This window comes from Methylophilus sp. TWE2, assembly GCF_001183865.1.
Lineage (GTDB): Bacteria > Pseudomonadota > Gammaproteobacteria > Burkholderiales > Methylophilaceae > Methylophilus.
The window spans coordinates 1,059,021-1,074,691 of the sequence record NZ_CP012020.1 but is presented as its reverse complement, the minus strand read 5'-3'; the positions used below and the strand labels follow the sequence as shown (position 1 = coordinate 1,074,691).

Sequence of the window (15,671 nt, the reverse complement as noted above, 5' to 3'; positions counted from 1 at the left end):
GAAACAAAACGCAGTAGAGTCACACCACTAATAATCACAATGACCGTGCAACTATGATCCCAACAAACATGCTTATTCTGCTGCTATTCACATCCAGTGTCATCGGATGTTTTTTTGCATTTAAGCTTGTTGATCAGCTGCGTATCGCTGCAATCAAGGACCATGATGCGCTGTTAAAAAAATATTCCGCAATGACTGCCGCTGGTATTTTCCTGCTGCATGCTGGCTACCAGTTCGCTTCTGACAATATTCCAAAAATCACACAGCATCCGGTGGATTTGATAGGCAGCCTGTTGTGCGCCTACCTGCTTTCCCTATCACTACTCAAAACAGTCAACCAGAAAAAACTGCCCTTGCGAGACCTGCTCTATGCCTCATTGGCAGCGGGCGTGAGCGGTTATCTGCTTTCCTATTTTTTCCAGCTGAGCGCCGGGGCGATCAATATCCGTATCGACACCTGGACAGCATTATTCGCGCTTTTCCTGGCCTGCCTGACATCGGCACTGGCTATCGTCACCACCCTCTGGCTGAAAAGCTATGAAGGAAAAGCATTACAACGCTTGAAATGGGTGTTTTCAGTGGAGATCGCGCTGGGCTTCCTGGCATCCCACACCGCAATCAACCTCAGCATTGTGCATAACAACATGCTGATCGGCCAACCCAGCGACCAAACGCAAAACTATCTGATACTCCTGCTGGTATTAGTCCCTGTATTGCTGTTTATCACCTCATTCATCCTGGTCATCTTTTATGAGCGCAATGTCGACCTCACGCAAAGCAAGCTTACCTTTCGCAACACGCAGACGGTTAACAAGCGGTTCCTGGCTTACGACCCACTGACACATCTGCCTAACCGCGACGCTTTAAACCAGCACCTGATCATCAGTGCCAAGCGTTGTGACCGGAATGGCGAGTCACTGGCGCTTGCATATATTGATCTGGATCATTTCAAACCCGTCAACGACCAGTTTGGTCATCACATTGGTGACCTGTTATTGATTGAAGTCTCCAAGCGTATCAGCAATGCCATCCGTAATTGTGATTATGTGGCACGGGCGGGCGGCGATGAGTTTATTGCTGTCCTCAGCGAAATCGAAAACCACCAAAGTGTCGTGACGGTGATTCAGCGCATTATCGATGCTTTGCGTGAGGTTTTCATCATAGAAGATCATGTCATTGAAATTTCCTGCTCTATTGGCGTTTCCATGTATCCTCAAGACGGCAACCTGCAAAAACTCAAATTGAATGCAGATGCCGCCATGTATAAGGCCAAGGAAAATGGCAAAAACCAGTACCGCTTCTTTGATGCCGAAATTGAGCAGGCGTCAGATGTCATGCAACAAACGCGGGTGGAGCTCAAAAAAGCGATTACCGACCAGGAATTCAGGTTGCTGTTCCAGCCCAAAGTCGACTCATTAACCCGTTTGGTACATGGCGCTGAGGCGTTATTGCGCTGGCAGCATCCTACACGTGGCCTGCTTTCGCCCAATAGTTTTATTGAAGCCGCAGAACGCTTTGGCATGATTGAAGAAATCAACGCATGGGTCCTTTCGCAGGCATGCAGTACTATCCGGCTGGCGCGTGACCGCGGCATTGACCTGAGCATTTCAGTCAATATGTCCAACCAGCAATTCCGGAACAAGCAGCTCGGTTCACTGATACAGTCGATTCTGGAATCCCATGAAGTGGAAGCGCGCAACCTGATTCTGGAAGTATCGGAAACCAATGCGATCCATCATCAGGCGCAATTTAAAGAAACCCTGCGCCATTTCAAAAAACAAGGGCTTAAAATCTCCCTGGATGACTTTGGGCTACATCCATTCAGCCTGACGCATTTGCAGGACCTGGAAATTAGTGAAGTCAAATTGGACCGCACCCTTACTAAAGGAGTGGCTTCTTCCCGCACTGCGCTTTCAATTGTAGAAGCCATTGTTAAACTGGCACATGCGCTGGATTTGAATGTGGTCGCTGAAGGCGTGGAAGATGAAGACCAGCGCCTTGCCCTGGTCAGCATTGGTTGCGACCAGATGCAGGGCTTCCTCTTTTCCAAACCGGTAGAACAGAAATTCCTGTTTGATGTATTCAGCGAACTTCAACTCAAATCCACCACGCAAAGCCTGTTCTAAACTCGGCAAGCACATCAATTAAGTTGCAACACCCTGCGCATCGGCTGGTAAAATAAACTTTTTACCCGATAGCGCACCATGAAACTGTACGGCATCCCCAATTGCAACACTGTCAAAAAGGCCCGTGACTGGCTGGAAGAGCACGCGATTGCCTATGAATTCCATGACTTTAAGAAACTAGGGCTGGACACGGCTACCGCACAATCGTGGTTGCAGCAGTATCCCTGGGAAAAGCTGGTCAACCGCAGTGGCATGACCTGGCGCAACCTGAGTGATAGCGAGAAAAACACCGTCGTGGATGCCAAGTCAGCCCAAGTCCTGATGCAAGAAAAAACCTCTGTCATCAAGCGGCCTGTCGTGGTCAAAAACGATAAAATCATTGCCCTCGGTTTTAATGAAACCGAGTATGCCCAACTGTTTGCCAGAGAATAAGCCTATGTCAAAAACACTGGACCTTGCCATTGACCTGCTCAAACGCCGCTCACTGACCCCAGAAGATGCTGGCTGCCAGGAAGCCATGATTGCACGTCTTGAACCCCTGGGTTTCAAGATTGAACGTATGCGTTTTGGCCAGGTGGACAATTTTTACGCCCGTCGGGGTACCACAGGTCCATTGATTGTATTTGCCGGGCACACTGACGTGGTGCCCACTGGTCCGCTCGACCAATGGCACACACCGCCATTTGAGCCAACGATTAAGGATGGCATGCTGTACGCACGCGGTGCAGCCGACATGAAAACGTCATTGGCTGCCTTTATTACCAGCATCGAAGAATTTATTGCCGAAAATCCAAACCACCCAGGTTCCATAGGCTTGCTGATCACCTCTGACGAAGAAGGCATTGCCATTGAAGGGACTGTCAAAGTGGTGGAAGCCCTGCAGGCTCGCGGCGAGACTTTTGATTACTGCATCGTCGGTGAGCCCACGAGCAATAAAGTCGTTGGCGATATGATCAAAAATGGCCGGCGTGGTTCATTGTCTGGCAAGCTCACGGTCAAAGGCATCCAGGGCCACATTGCGTACCCGCACTTGGTCAAAAACCCAATTCACCTGGCCGCACCTGCCATTAAGGACATGGTGGAAACTGTGTGGGACAACGGTAACGAGTATTTCCCCCCCACCTCATGGCAAATTTCCAACATGAATGGCGGCACTGGTGCAACCAATGTCGTCCCCGGTGAAGTAGAAATCCTGTTCAACTTCCGTTATTGCCCGGAGGTGGAGGGTCAAGGCAGCTCTGAGCAAAGCCTGCGTTCTCGCGTCCATGCCATCCTGGATAGCCATGGCTTTGACTATACCCTCGAATGGGAGCACAACCAGTCTTATATCACCCCGCGCGGCCAGCTGGTCGAGGCAATCAGCCAGGCCATTCAGCAAAGCTACGGTGTCAGTCCAGAACTCTCCACGACCGGTGGCACCTCAGATGGCCGCTTTATTGCCGACATTTGCAAGGAAGTGATTGAATTCGGGCCACTGAATGCAACGATACACAAACTGAATGAATGCGTCGCCGTAGCCGACATTGAGCCGCTCAAGGAAACTTACAAACGCACCATGGAATTATTGTTGCTGAAATAATATGACGACCAACTTATATACTATCCGTGACTGGCTGCGCTATGCCGTGAGCCGTTTTGAAAATTCTGATATTTTTTATGGTCATGGCACCGATAACAGCTACGACGAAGCTGTGTGGCTGATTATGAGCGCGCTGCATTTGCCGCATGACACACTCAATAACTTCCTTGATGCGCGTTTAACCTCAGAAGAATGTCAGCATCTGGGAACGCTGATTGAAAAGCGCGTCACCGAGCATACGCCCACGGCTTACCTTGTGAATGAAGCCTGGCTGCGCGGATTCAAGTTTTACGTGGATGAACGCGTCATCGTGCCGCGCTCTTTTATTGCAGAATTGCTGGAAGACGGTTTACAGCCATGGGTGGAGTTCCCGGAAATGGTCGAATCGGCAGCCGATATTTGTACCGGTTCTGGCTGCCTGGGTGTTTTACTGGCAGAGGCATTCCCCAATGCACATATTGACGTTGTCGATATTTCTCCCGATGCGATTGAAGTATGCAATATCAACATTGGTCGCTACGGCTTGGAACATCAGGTGCAAGCCGTACAATCCGACATGTTTACCGCACTCAAGGGCCGTAAATATGATGTGATTATCAGCAATCCGCCTTATGTGGATGCGCCCAGCATGGCTGAGCTGCCAGAAGAATACCGCAAAGAACCCCAATTGGCATTAGGCAGTGGCGCTGCCGGACTGGACCACACACATACTTTACTGACGCAGGCGGCTGAATATTTAAATGATGGTGGCATACTGGTCGTAGAAATTGGCCATAATCGGGATGCGTTGCATGACGCGTATCCTGACTTGCCATTCACCTGGCTGGACACCAGTGCCGGCGACCAGTTTGTGTTTATGCTGACAAAAGAAGATTTAATAGAGGCCGGTTTACAGGCTGAATAACGCAGCAAGCTGAAAAACACGGCAACCCCAGCCATAAAAAAAGCACTTCAATCAGAAGTGCTTTTTTATTTTCACCAGCAGCTTAACCGCGGCCACGATGACGGTCACTGCGTTTTTTGGCGCCGCTATTGATACGTGCATTCTGCAGCGATGCCTGTTTTAGATCAGAATCCTGGCGAATACGGCGATTACCAGTGGGTGCACGTGCCGGACGCTCGCTATTGTTGGCTGGGGCATTGGCCACCTCTAACAAGCTGCGCCGCTGTTTGCGTACTTTCGGCGTAAACACGCGGGTTGCACGGTCACGGTCATGCGGACTCATTTGTTTGAGCGGTTTGCGTGGCACAGGCAAGCCTGCCCATTCCAGCAAAGCAACTACTTGCTTCTGCTCAAGTTTAAGCATGGTGCCGCGCTTGAGGCGTGGTGGCAGCGCAACCGGGCCAAAACGCACGCGCATCAAACGGCTCACCGGCATATGAAAGGCTTCGAACAGACGGCGTACTTCGCGGTTACGGCCTTCTTTAATCACCACCTGATACCACTTATTAGCGCCCTCGCCCCCATTGGTATAAATGCTCTCAAAATTAGCCGGGCCATCTTCAAGCTCGATACCATTGGTTAATTGCGCCATTTGCTCTTGAGTGAGCTCACCCAAAATACGTACCGCATATTCGCGCTCAACTTCATAACGCGGATGCATGAACCGGTTAGCCAATTCGCCTGAGTTGGTGAAAATCAGCAAACCACTGGTATTCATATCCAGACGGCCGATGGCAATCCATTTCCCCTGCTTGATCCTTGGCAATTTATCGAACACCGTCGCGCGCCCTTCAGGATCATCCTGCGTCACCATCTCGCCCTCAGGTTTGTGGTACAACAGCACCTGCGGCAGTTCAGCCTCAAACGGCAAATGCAGAATACGGCTATCCAGGCGTACGATGTCGTGCTCATCGACCACCGCACCTACTTGTGCTACCTGGCCATTAATGGTGATACGACCCGTTTCAATCAATGTTTCCATCTCGCGACGTGAGCCAAAGCCAGCCATCGCCAGCAGTTTATGCAAGCGTTGTCCCGAGCGGGGCGCTGAAGGCGCATCCACACCTTCAGCAGTCTCTGCTACCGGTGTTTGCTCTTTGGGGGGACGTGTCCCGGAAACAGTTTTGGGGGATTTAAATGGACGAGCCATGCTTAACCTCTTGAATGAAGGCTGTATTTTACCGTATTTACAGCAGACTCTCTAAAGCTAAATACATTGCGGTTGATTTAGCGAGCAGATGAGGGGCAAGGTTGTCAGGCCGTCACTGCATGCATCACTTGCAATTGCAAATTGCGGTTGCCATTAAACTCATTGACTTGTAAGGCATACGCAATTTCTATTTGTTCTGGCAGCAACACGGCATGCTGAAAATAAATGGCATCAAACTGCTGGTTATGTTTTTGCAGGCGTAGCTTCAAATGCTTTTCACCCAGTATGCGTTGCTGCAACACCTGAAAGCGGTCATAAAATACTGGCTGTGGAAAACCTTGGCCCCATACCTGCTGTGTCAGCAACTCCGCTGTCTGCATGGTCATTTCATGCACCTCCAGGCCACCATCGGTCTCAAGAACTTCCTGCAAAGTCTCGGCATCTATCAGGCCTTGTACAACTTGCTCAAAAGTGTGCTGGAAACGGGCAAAATCCACAGCGCGAATACTGAGTCCCGCAGCCATGGCATGGCCCCCAAATTTAACAATCAGATCAGGCTGCTGCTTGGTGACGAGGTCAAGTGCATCACGCAAATGTAAACCGGCAATGGAGCGACCGGACCCTTTGATGAGCCCATCCCCTGCATCGGCGAAGGCAATCACTGGCCGATGAAAACGCTCCTTGATGCGCGAGGCCAGGATACCGATCACGCCCTGGTGCCAGTCTGGCTGGAAAACGCTAATCGTGTATTGCGTGTCTTTAAAATCCTGTGTCAGGTCAGCCATGGCGTCCCACTGCATTTCTGCTTCAATCTGCTTGCGTTCGGCATTCAATACGTGCAATTGCTGGGCATACTGCAGAGCTTCTTGTGGTGTGTCTGCGAGCAGGCAGCGTATACCTATGGTCATATCATCCAGTCGACCAGCCGCATTGAGGCGTGGCCCCACATAAAACCCCAAATCCTGTGCATTGACCTGTGCCGGGTCACGCCCTGCGAGTTTAAGAATGGCCAGAATACCAGGACAAGCCAGACCTTGCCTGATGCGTTTGAGTCCCTGCCTGACCAGAATACGGTTATTGGTATCCAGCCTGACCAGGTCAGCCACCGTCCCCAAAGCCACCAGATCAAGCAAACTGCCCAAATGCACCTCATCTTCTGCCAACATACCGCGTTGCTTGAGCTCTGCGCGCAGAGCGATCAGCACATAAAACATGACCCCCACTCCGGCCAGGTGCTTGCTCGGAAAATCACAGCCACGCTGGTTAGGATTGACGATGCAGTCTGCGGCGGGTGCTTGCTCACCCGGCAAATGGTGATCGGTAATCAATACCTGCATGCCTAGTGCTTTTGCTGCTGCCACACCATCAATACTGGCAATCCCGTTATCTACAGTCAAAATCACCTCTGGCTGTTGTGTCGCCGCGAGCGCCACAATTTCCGGTGTGAGGCCGTAACCATCTTCAAAGCGGTTGGGGACCAGAAAATCGACCCGTGCGCCCATCATGCCTAAACCACGCATGGCAACGCTGGTTGCTGTTGCGCCATCGGCATCATAATCGCCAATAATGAGAATGCGTTTTTGCTGTGCAATTGCGTCTGCAAGCAATTGCGCCATGCGGGTGGCGCCGGTGAGCGCGTCTGGCTTCAGCAAGTGCGGCATCTCCTGCAATGACCAGTCCTCGGCGGTTACAGACCTGGCCGCCAGTAACCTTGCCAGCAAATTGGGTAATCCCTGTGCCTGCAACGCTTCAACACAACTGTTTGAATATACTCTCTGTTGGACTCTCATCTGATGCTCTAGTTAGACCTCTCCAAACACACTTACCTGGCCGCAGCCAATGTTGTTTCGAGTTGCTGTAATAATGTTTGCAACGTGTAGGGCTTTCGCCAGAACTGCCAGCGAAATTGTTTTTTATAACCTATTTCGATGCTGCGCTCCGCAAATGGGATCACCACACGCAACGCTGATATCCGCCCTGTTTGCAAAGCACGAGACACCTCTGCCCAGTTGACCGCTTGCCATTGGTCAGCCACCCAGACTCCGTCAGTCATTTTTTGATCAGCAAACATGGTTGACATTGGGATGGATTGTGCCGCAGTCAGTCGACTCGCTTGCAATCCTGAAAAGATATCCCCTTGCCCACTCACAGTCAGTGGCATGGCTGGCCAGGCTGGAATGTGGCCCACACTGGCAAACCATAAGCTATTTAATGTCTCCGGCCAATTGGTCACAGCCGGGGAATACGCGGCCTCATGCAACAGCATTTGTATTTCATTGGTCCATTGCCTTATCACAGAAGCATCTGGCCCTTGCGGTTGCCAATGCATGGCCTGCTGGTAAAGGCAATACTGCGGCCATTGCGTCTGCGCATTTATTTCACGCACGGGCACCACCCACCAATAGCGCTGGCTCGGATCCTCGTGAATAGTAAACTCCTGCAAGAAGTGATTTTTCAACCGTTCACTCAACACGGCATACACATCCGCAGCAAGCGGAACAATCGATTGCAGGCTGAAGGTATCACGGCGTAAGCCCAGATGCACAGGTAACAGGCAAAATGCCGGCGGCGCAACTGGCAATGGCATCCTGGCACACAATACCGCCGATGTCGCATCCCCGCTGGCACCCAGACGCTGCCACAATGACTTCAGCGGAGACAAGGAGTTAACTTGCCACTGCGCCCCAAAAAAAATGGGACACTGTTCTACGAGAGACTGAATCATGTCAGTGGGCTGCGCGGCGGCATCCGACAGATAATCTGTGATATAAATTTGCTGTATCATGCGAAAACAAATACACTAGGTTCACGAAAAAACTGAGCATCTGGCCGCTTAAAAAGTAACGGGCTAGCCAGGTTGTGATGGTTATAATCAATGGTTCTTATACACGAAATTAGGGGGGATGTCATGAATCTGATTCAATGGCCATTCTGCCTGGCCGTATACGCGCCTGCTGATTCAATTTGATTAGATTACTTGGAATCCATGCCTTTTTTCCAAAATTTAAGTATCCAGTCCAGATTACTGCTGTTAGTGATCGGACCCGTGTTTGCGTTATCCTGTATTTTGCTGCTGTTTGATTTTAAAGAACAGCTGCAACGCGAAGAAGACAAGCTGAGCCAGCATGCCCTAACCACCGCAAAATTCCTTTCTGCGGTCATCCATAACCAGACCGAGTTACAAGGCCCGAAATATATAGAGCGCCTGCTCAAAGCCAGCCAGCTCAGTCGTGAACCGTATTTATCCCTGATGATTGCCGATGCCAATAATCGGCCGATTGCCCACCTGGGCACTTCATTCAGTATGCAGGAAGCCCTGCCGCAACAGGATACTGTCGTCATGCAGCAAAACACGCATGACATCACCATGGTGAAAGTCTTTTCTACCGAGCCTGCCCACAATTTGCTGGGTTATGTCTTTGTTGCTATCGATAAAGCTGCCCTGATCGAAGATCATCGCGACGCCTTCATTAAAAATGTCGGCTACATCACCCTGGCGTTGATGCTGTGCTCTATTCTTGTCAGCTGGGTGAGCCGATCAATCAGTCAACCTATCCGTGACATGACCACTGCCCTGAAGCGCTTTATGATTGGCAGCCAGCAAGTCAGCCACGGAAAAAATACATTACCGGAAATCAAATCCCTGCAAAGCACCATTAACCAAATTTCGAAGGAAATGCAGCATGTGGAAGCCGATATGCGACACCGTATTCAGGATGCGCAAGCGCAACTACGCTATCAGGCCCGCCATGACGCTCTCACCGGCCTGGTTAACCGCCAGGAGCTCGAACGACGTCTGCAGCAAGCCTTGCAAGATGTGAAACTGCATAGGGCCAACCATGTGTTCTGTTACATGGATCTCGACCAGTTCCGTGTCATTAATGATACCTGCGGCCATCTGGCTGGCGATGAAATGTTGCGCCAGATCAGTATGATCCTGAGCCAACGCATCCGTGCCGAAGATACTTTCGCACGACTGGGCGGCGATGAATTTGGCCTGTTACTGAGCTACTGCCAGGTTGAAAAAGCCATTGAAATAGCGGCACAGTTACGGCAAATGGTCGAAACCTTCCGCTTTATGCACGAGGGCCGTCTGTTCCAGACTGGCATCAGCATAGGGATTGTCGAGATTACCGCTGATTTGAAAGATGTCGGCCAGATTACACGCCATGCCGATGCCGCTTGTTATGTGGCAAAAGATAATGGCCGTAACCAGATTCACCTGTTTCACCCCGAAGATGATGTGCTGCTCAAGCGCCATGTGGAAATGGAATGGGTAGTGCGCATCAACGAGGCCATAGAACACAACGACTTCGTGCTGTACTGCCAGGGTATCTTTCCACTACAGAACAAAGAGCTACCACCTTTCTATGAAATCCTGATCCGCAAACGAGATGAACATGGCGGCATCATCCCTCCTGCCGAATTCCTCCCCTCGGCGGAGCGCTATCATCTGATGACCAAGATTGACCGCTGGGTGATCCAGCATGCATTTATGGCATTGCAACCCTTGTTTAAAACACAATCCGGCCTCAAGCCATTTATTGTTAGCATCAACCTCTCCGGCATGTCACTCGGCGATGCACAGTTGCTGCCCTATATTCAGAATTGTTTTGAAACCTACGATATTCCGCCAACACACGTATGCTTTGAGGTCACCGAAACATCCGCCATCATTAATATTGACAACACCATCAAACTCATTCTTGAGTTACAGAAATTGGGCACGCGATTCATGCTGGATGACTTTGGCAGTGGCATGTCTTCATTCAGCTATTTGAAACACCTGCCCGTCAATTTCCTGAAAATGGATGGGGCTTACGTGAAAGATATCACCAGCAGCAAGGTTGACCTGGCGATGGCAAAAGCCATACAGAGCGTCGCCCAGTCGATGGGAATCCAGACCATCGCCGAATACGTGGAAGATGAAGCCACCCTGGACTGCCTTAAGGAAATGGGGGTGGCGTATGCTCAAGGATTCTATCTGAATAGGCCCCTGCCGCTCAGCGATGCGCTGGCTAGACATACCACCGCCGTACCACAACAACAAGCTGCCAGCATCGTTCCTGACGCCAGCGTTTAACAGCCGTTACACTTAGGCGACGGGAGTATAAGCCCAAGCTGCCTCCCTATTGAGGCATCCACCCCTCACAAACAGCAGATTCTCGTTGGGAAAATCAGCAATTGCCTTTCTTAGCCTGTCCAGGCGGGCAATGGTCGCGCACAACGACACATCCAGGTAACAAAAGACCAAGTACAGTAATTGCCACGATTATTGTCTTCATATGATTCGCTATAGATTAAACATTAAAGTCTTCATTATATAAAGCAAGCAGTCCACAAGATACTTTTACCCGCTCGAATGAATAGCCGAAAAAAATAACTAGAAACTTTGATGTATTTTACGGATCGATATACAAATATAGCGTTTTTAACTCCAACCTCATCAGTTAAGGAGACACAATGGTAGCTCTCAAATTATTGTTGGCGACAGCACTCTTAGGTTCCCTTATCTGGACATTGACCGATCCTGGTTATAAGCCTATCACAGCAGTGGTCATCGCAGCCGGATGCCTGTTAGCAATACGTGTTAACGAGCGGGCGCAAAAAGATAAACGCACCTACAAACCGGAAAATGATTAACTGGTTTTTTGAATACATCACGTACTATCATTACAAGGTCATGTGTCACGCACCTTAGACTCACGCAATACGTCACCTAAACACCGCTTTGATTTTTAAGCCAATTACTCCACAATCCATATTGCAAATAAGCGAGTAGACGCTGAGGTACATTTTGATAAGAGTAATCATTTTTCTGGCTGCTTTATTAACAGTATCATGTGCCAAGCAATCAATCACCACAACGAATACTTATGAAAAAGCACTGCCGTTTTCTAAAGCAGAAATAAAAAAAACAGAAGCTGAGCAAGAAATTATCTGTGCTGAATATTCAGCGAAATCAAATGCAAGATTAAACCGAATAGCGGAAATGGATGCCGCTTCAAAGGATAAGCGATTAACGCCACATCAGAAATCTGAAAAACATGATTACTTAATAGCGCATTTAAATGATGGTTTAGAGGAAGCCGAGAAATTAAAAGACAAGTGTGATGCTTTGAATAAAAGGCTGGATAGAATGTATGAGGAAAATCATACAGCCGGTGATAAATTCTTAGAGCAGCTAAAACGTAAATAATCGCGTCCGCTTACCCTAGTTTGGCAGAATAAATTTAAACAAGCCTTTTCATCATAAAGCTTCTATGTCTAGCAGTTAGTTGTGAATTGCTGCAAGTTGTATCCGTCAGTGCTATTTAGGAATAACTTCCACTGCGCAAGCTGTTTTACCCCCTAAGTTACCCCAACTTAACCATGGATATCAATGGACTGTATTGGATAGCATTGATACACAAATGGCTTTATAAACTTGTTTAAAGGCTGTCTACGAATTCTATTGGATGGCTTTGAAAAGAAATTGGTCGGGACGGTGTGATTCGAACACACGACCCCTTGCACCCCATGCAAGTGCGCTACCAGGCTGCGCTACGCCCCGACGTTTGACTCGAGCAGAAACCCACTCGAAAAGAAGGCTGCATTATAAAGCAAAACCGCATATTCGCTAAGCAGAATATGCGGTTTTAATGGCTTGCAATCTACTTAGGTGGGTACTTTGAGGAGTTGCAGGATCTGTTGAATTTGTTCTCTGAGGGCTACCACATCCACGGCCGGGAATTGGATCTCTTCAGACATGAGAGATGGCGCATTTGCACGAGGTGTTGAAGCAACTTCTTGGGTAGTACGTGGTTTTTCTGCCTTTTCATCCACACCATCCAGGCGGTTACGGGCGCCACTGATAGTAAAGCCTTGCTCGTACAGCAATTCACGGATCTTGCGAATCAGTAAAACCTCATGATGCTGGTAGTAGCGGCGATTGCCACGACGCTTGACGGGTTTGAGTTGCGTAAACTCCTGCTCCCAATAACGCAATACGTGCGGCTTGACCCCACACAACTCGCTGACTTCACCAATCGTGAAATAGCGTTTGGCAGGGATAGGCGGCAAGGTGACTTTTTGCGTGTCTAGCATGTCGTCGAATCAGATCAGGCTTGTGCTTGCAAAGGTTGTTCGGCGTAGTGTTCTTCTACGCGCAATTTTAATTTTTGGCTGGCGTGGAAAGTCACTACACGACGTGCAGAAATTGGAATTTCTTCGCCAGTTTTTGGGTTGCGGCCAGGACGCTCGGATTTAGTACGCAATTCAAAGTTACCAAAACCAGACAGCTTGACGCTGTCACCTTGTTCCAGTGCATTACGGACTTCTTCGAAAAACGCTTCTACCATGTCCTTGGCTTCACGCTTGTTCAGCCCGACTTGTTCAAACAACAAATCGGCCAAGTCAGCTTTTGTGAGTGTCATTAACGATCCCCTGAACCTTCTTATTATGCGAGATGACGCTTGTGTTGTATCAACTGTTATCCTTGGTTTTACCCAAACGATTACCTGAGTGATGCAGCAAAATTGGATGACCAGTTGTTGAGGATTCGTGCCACGATGGTATCGACTTCCTCATCGACCATGGTCTTGCAAGTATCTTGCATAAGTACAAGAAATGCAAGGCTTTTTTTGTTTTCGGGCACACCTTTACCATGATAAACATCGAACAATTTCACTGTTTGCAGTTGTGGAATTTGCTCAGAAATAATGGCATCAATCATGGTTTGTGCCGAGGTATTTTGATCAACGATGACGGCCAGATCGCGACGCACCGGCAAGAATTTGCTGACCTCTGAATAGACTGGCACTTGTGTTGCCAACGCGGCATCCGCGTCTACTTCAAACAGATAACAGGCACTGGTCAGGCCATACTGCTGCTGCCATTGCGGGTGCAATTTACCTAACCAGCCTACTGCTTTGTCACCCAGGTAAATACGGGCCGTCTGGCCTGGGTGTAAGGCAGGATGCTGCTCGACCACAAAGCGCACAGGCTGCGCAAACAATGCTTCGACATGGGCTTTGGCATCATAAAAATCAAAGGCACGGGCTTCTGCGGCCCACTGCTCAGGCTGCACACTGCCATAGACGAGGCCAGATAAGGTCAAGGTTTCAACAAAGCCTTGCGCCCCTTTTTCATATCTCGCCCCGAGCTCAAACAACATGGCACGGGTTTGCTGGCGTTTGAGGTTGTAATCAAGCGCATCAAGCAAGCCGCCCCACAAGCCAGAGCGCATGACACTCAGGTTGCTGGCGATCGGATTCTTGAGCGTAATTGGCTGGCTGTTGCCATACAAATCACGTTCCCAGCTCGCATCGACAAAGCTGTACGTCACCACTTCTTGGTAGCCTTGATTGGCCATGAGATCGCGCAACCAGTGCTTGCTACGTGCAGCCTCTGGCGCAACCAGCATGGCTTGCGGCGCGACGGGTGTCAGTGCGGGAATATGTTCATAACCGTGCAGGCGGGCGACCTCTTCAATGAGGTCCTCTTCACGGGCAATATCAAAACGGAAGCTGGGAGCGCTCACCTCAAATACGCCGTTGGTTTCGGTGTAGGCAAAGCCCAACTGAGTCAGCAACTGTCCAACCTGTGTCAGGCTGACCTCAATCCCCAGAATAGAGACCAGATAAGCATGGCGTAGAGTAACTTGTTTGCGTACCGGTAATTGCGCCGTTACAGCGGTAACAGCACCTGCCTGGCCGCCACAAATATCTAATACCAGCGCTGTCGCGCGCTCAAGTGCATTCAAGGTGTTGCCAAAATCGACGCCCCGCTCAAAACGGTATGAGGAATCGGTGCTCAAACCCAAGCGGCGTGCTTTGCCAGCCATCACATCCGGCGTGAAGAACGCACTTTCAAGGAAAATGGCTTGTGTCGCGTCCGTGACAGAAGTCGGCTTGCCGCCCATGATGCCCGCCAAGGCAACTGGACCCTGGCTGTCTGCGATCACCAGGTCATCGGTTTTGAGCGTGATTTCTGAATCATTCAATAAAGCCAGCTTTTCACCGGCTTGGGCAAAACGCACTTGGATATCGCCTTGCAGCAGGTTTAAATCAAAGGCATGCATAGGCTGGCCCAGCTCGAGCAATACATAATTGGTGATATCCACCAATGCGCTGATACTGCGAATGCCGCTACGCTCCAAGCGACGAATCATCCAGTCAGGGGTTAAAGCTTGCGCATTTACACCCTCAATCACGCGACCATAATAGGCTGGACAAGCATCTTTGGCTTGCAGCGTGACTGCTTTACTCAAATGGCTTGTGACTGCGGCGGATTTGATGTCTGGGGCCGTCATGGGCGCACCCGTCATCGCCACCACATCTCGCGCAATGCCGACAATGCTCAGGCAATCCGCACGGTTAGGGGTGAGCTTCAAAGTATAAGTACTGTCATTCAAATCCAGATACTCACGGATATCCTGGCCCACTGGCGCGTCTGCCGGTAGCTCCAGAATGCCGTTCGCTTCAGTGGCAATCCCCAGCTCTTTGGCTGAGCACATCATGCCAAAAGACTCTACGCCACGTACCTTGGCCTGTTTGATCTGGATGCCTGGCAGCTCAGCGCCCACCAGCGCACACGGTGCTTTCAGCCCTGCTCTCGCGTTTGGCGCACCACATACAATCTGCAATACCTCTTCGCCTACTTTCACCTTGCATACCTGCAAACGGTCCGCATCCGGATGTTTGGCCGCTTCCAGGATTTCTGCCACAACGACACGGCTAAACGCAGGAGCTACCGGGGTCAACTCTTCCACCTCTAGGCCGGCCATGGTCAATGCGTGACCAAGTTGCTCGGTATCCAGTGACGGATTCACCATGGAACGTAACCATTGTTCAGAGAACTGCATATGTATCTAACCCTGTATAAATTCGGTAT

Annotated in this window: 13 protein-coding genes and 1 tRNA gene; 7 read left to right on the top strand and 7 right to left on the bottom strand. The window is 49.9% G+C overall.

All coding sequences use genetic code 11. From position 1 onward, the window contains the following. Positions 1-68: 68 nt before the first annotated feature. From ACJ67_RS05205 to prmB, 4 genes are all read left to right on the top strand, one after another. Positions 69-2,126 carry a bifunctional diguanylate cyclase/phosphodiesterase gene (locus ACJ67_RS05205; RefSeq protein ID WP_049639786.1) on the top strand — a complete coding sequence of 686 codons (2,058 nt, stop codon included), beginning with the start codon at positions 69-71 and terminating at the stop codon, positions 2,124-2,126. A 78-nt stretch (positions 2,127-2,204) separates the two neighbouring features. After that, complete coding sequence (locus ACJ67_RS05200; RefSeq protein ID WP_049638160.1) at positions 2,205-2,558, top strand: ArsC family reductase; 354 nt, start codon at positions 2,205-2,207, stop codon at positions 2,556-2,558. A 4-nt stretch (positions 2,559-2,562) separates the two neighbouring features. Then, positions 2,563-3,705, top strand: a complete 1,143-nt coding sequence (dapE, locus tag ACJ67_RS05195; protein WP_049639785.1) for a succinyl-diaminopimelate desuccinylase — start codon at positions 2,563-2,565, stop codon at positions 3,703-3,705. A 1-nt stretch (position 3,706) separates the two neighbouring features. Beyond that, on the top strand, positions 3,707-4,609 hold the full coding sequence (prmB, locus tag ACJ67_RS05190) for a 50S ribosomal protein L3 N(5)-glutamine methyltransferase (RefSeq protein ID WP_049638159.1): 903 nt from the start codon (positions 3,707-3,709) through the stop codon (positions 4,607-4,609). 82 nt (positions 4,610-4,691) lie between these two features. Here prmB and rluB read toward each other — a convergent pair whose 3' ends face one another. The 3 genes from rluB to ACJ67_RS05175 all read right to left on the bottom strand — a co-directional run bounded on the left by rluB (position 4,692) and on the right by ACJ67_RS05175 (position 8,583). Continuing rightward, positions 4,692-5,798, bottom strand: coding sequence for a 23S rRNA pseudouridine(2605) synthase RluB (rluB, locus tag ACJ67_RS05185; protein WP_049638158.1), 1,107 nt, complete (start codon positions 5,796-5,798; stop codon positions 4,692-4,694). A 104-nt stretch (positions 5,799-5,902) separates the two neighbouring features. Further along, positions 5,903-7,588 (bottom strand): single-stranded-DNA-specific exonuclease RecJ, encoded by a 1,686-nt coding sequence (gene recJ / locus ACJ67_RS05180; protein ID WP_049638157.1) that lies wholly within the window; start codon positions 7,586-7,588, stop codon positions 5,903-5,905. A gap of 32 nt (positions 7,589-7,620) precedes the next feature. Next, positions 7,621-8,583, bottom strand: coding sequence for a hypothetical protein (locus ACJ67_RS05175; protein ID WP_049638156.1), 963 nt, complete (start codon positions 8,581-8,583; stop codon positions 7,621-7,623). A 201-nt stretch (positions 8,584-8,784) separates the two neighbouring features. On the opposite strand from ACJ67_RS05175, the gene ACJ67_RS05170 reads away from it, so the two are divergent. The 3 genes from ACJ67_RS05170 (at position 8,785) to ACJ67_RS05160 (ending at position 11,997) form a co-directional block, all read left to right on the top strand. After that, a complete protein-coding gene (locus tag ACJ67_RS05170; protein WP_049638155.1) occupies positions 8,785-10,881 on the top strand; it encodes a bifunctional diguanylate cyclase/phosphodiesterase in 2,097 nt (698 codons plus the stop codon). Positions 10,882-11,261: 380 nt separating this feature from the next. Beyond that, complete coding sequence (locus ACJ67_RS05165) at positions 11,262-11,441, top strand: hypothetical protein (protein WP_049638154.1); 180 nt, start codon at positions 11,262-11,264, stop codon at positions 11,439-11,441. Between the two features lie 154 nt (positions 11,442-11,595). Beyond that, positions 11,596-11,997: a hypothetical protein gene (locus ACJ67_RS05160; RefSeq protein ID WP_049638153.1), complete on the top strand. Its 402-nt coding sequence runs from the start codon at positions 11,596-11,598 to the stop codon at positions 11,995-11,997. Positions 11,998-12,274: 277 nt separating this feature from the next. Here ACJ67_RS05160 and ACJ67_RS05155 read toward each other — a convergent pair. The 4 genes from ACJ67_RS05155 to pheT form a co-directional block, all read right to left on the bottom strand. Further along, positions 12,275-12,351: transfer RNA gene (locus tag ACJ67_RS05155), tRNA-Pro, on the bottom strand. A gap of 104 nt (positions 12,352-12,455) precedes the next feature. After that, complete coding sequence (locus tag ACJ67_RS05150; protein ID WP_049638152.1) at positions 12,456-12,884, bottom strand: MerR family transcriptional regulator; 429 nt, start codon at positions 12,882-12,884, stop codon at positions 12,456-12,458. A 14-nt stretch (positions 12,885-12,898) separates the two neighbouring features. Further along, positions 12,899-13,213 (bottom strand): integration host factor subunit alpha, encoded by a 315-nt coding sequence (locus tag ACJ67_RS05145; RefSeq protein ID WP_018985782.1) that lies wholly within the window; start codon positions 13,211-13,213, stop codon positions 12,899-12,901. Positions 13,214-13,293: 80 nt separating this feature from the next. Then, complete coding sequence (pheT, locus tag ACJ67_RS05140; protein WP_049638151.1) at positions 13,294-15,642, bottom strand: phenylalanine--tRNA ligase subunit beta; 2,349 nt, start codon at positions 15,640-15,642, stop codon at positions 13,294-13,296. Between the last annotated feature and the right edge of the window lie 29 nt (positions 15,643-15,671).

Coding starts and splice junctions, on each gene's coding strand:
- ACJ67_RS05205 (WP_049639786.1), top strand. CDS start 69: ATGCTTATTCTGCTGCTATTCACATCCAGTGTCATCGGATGTTTTTTT.
- ACJ67_RS05170 (WP_049638155.1), top strand. CDS start 8,785: ATGCCTTTTTTCCAAAATTTAAGTATCCAGTCCAGATTACTGCTGTTA.
- recJ (WP_049638157.1), bottom strand. CDS start 7,588: ATGAGAGTCCAACAGAGAGTATATTCAAACAGTTGTGTTGAAGCGTTG.
- ACJ67_RS05175 (WP_049638156.1), bottom strand. CDS start 8,583: ATGATACAGCAAATTTATATCACAGATTATCTGTCGGATGCCGCCGCG.
- pheT (WP_049638151.1), bottom strand. CDS start 15,642: ATGCAGTTCTCTGAACAATGGTTACGTTCCATGGTGAATCCGTCACTG.
- ACJ67_RS05165 (WP_049638154.1), top strand. CDS start 11,262: ATGGTAGCTCTCAAATTATTGTTGGCGACAGCACTCTTAGGTTCCCTT.
- dapE (WP_049639785.1), top strand. CDS start 2,563: ATGTCAAAAACACTGGACCTTGCCATTGACCTGCTCAAACGCCGCTCA.
- prmB (WP_049638159.1), top strand. CDS start 3,707: ATGACGACCAACTTATATACTATCCGTGACTGGCTGCGCTATGCCGTG.
- ACJ67_RS05150 (WP_049638152.1), bottom strand. CDS start 12,884: ATGCTAGACACGCAAAAAGTCACCTTGCCGCCTATCCCTGCCAAACGC.
- ACJ67_RS05200 (WP_049638160.1), top strand. CDS start 2,205: ATGAAACTGTACGGCATCCCCAATTGCAACACTGTCAAAAAGGCCCGT.
- rluB (WP_049638158.1), bottom strand. CDS start 5,798: ATGGCTCGTCCATTTAAATCCCCCAAAACTGTTTCCGGGACACGTCCC.
- ACJ67_RS05145 (WP_018985782.1), bottom strand. CDS start 13,213: ATGACACTCACAAAAGCTGACTTGGCCGATTTGTTGTTTGAACAAGTC.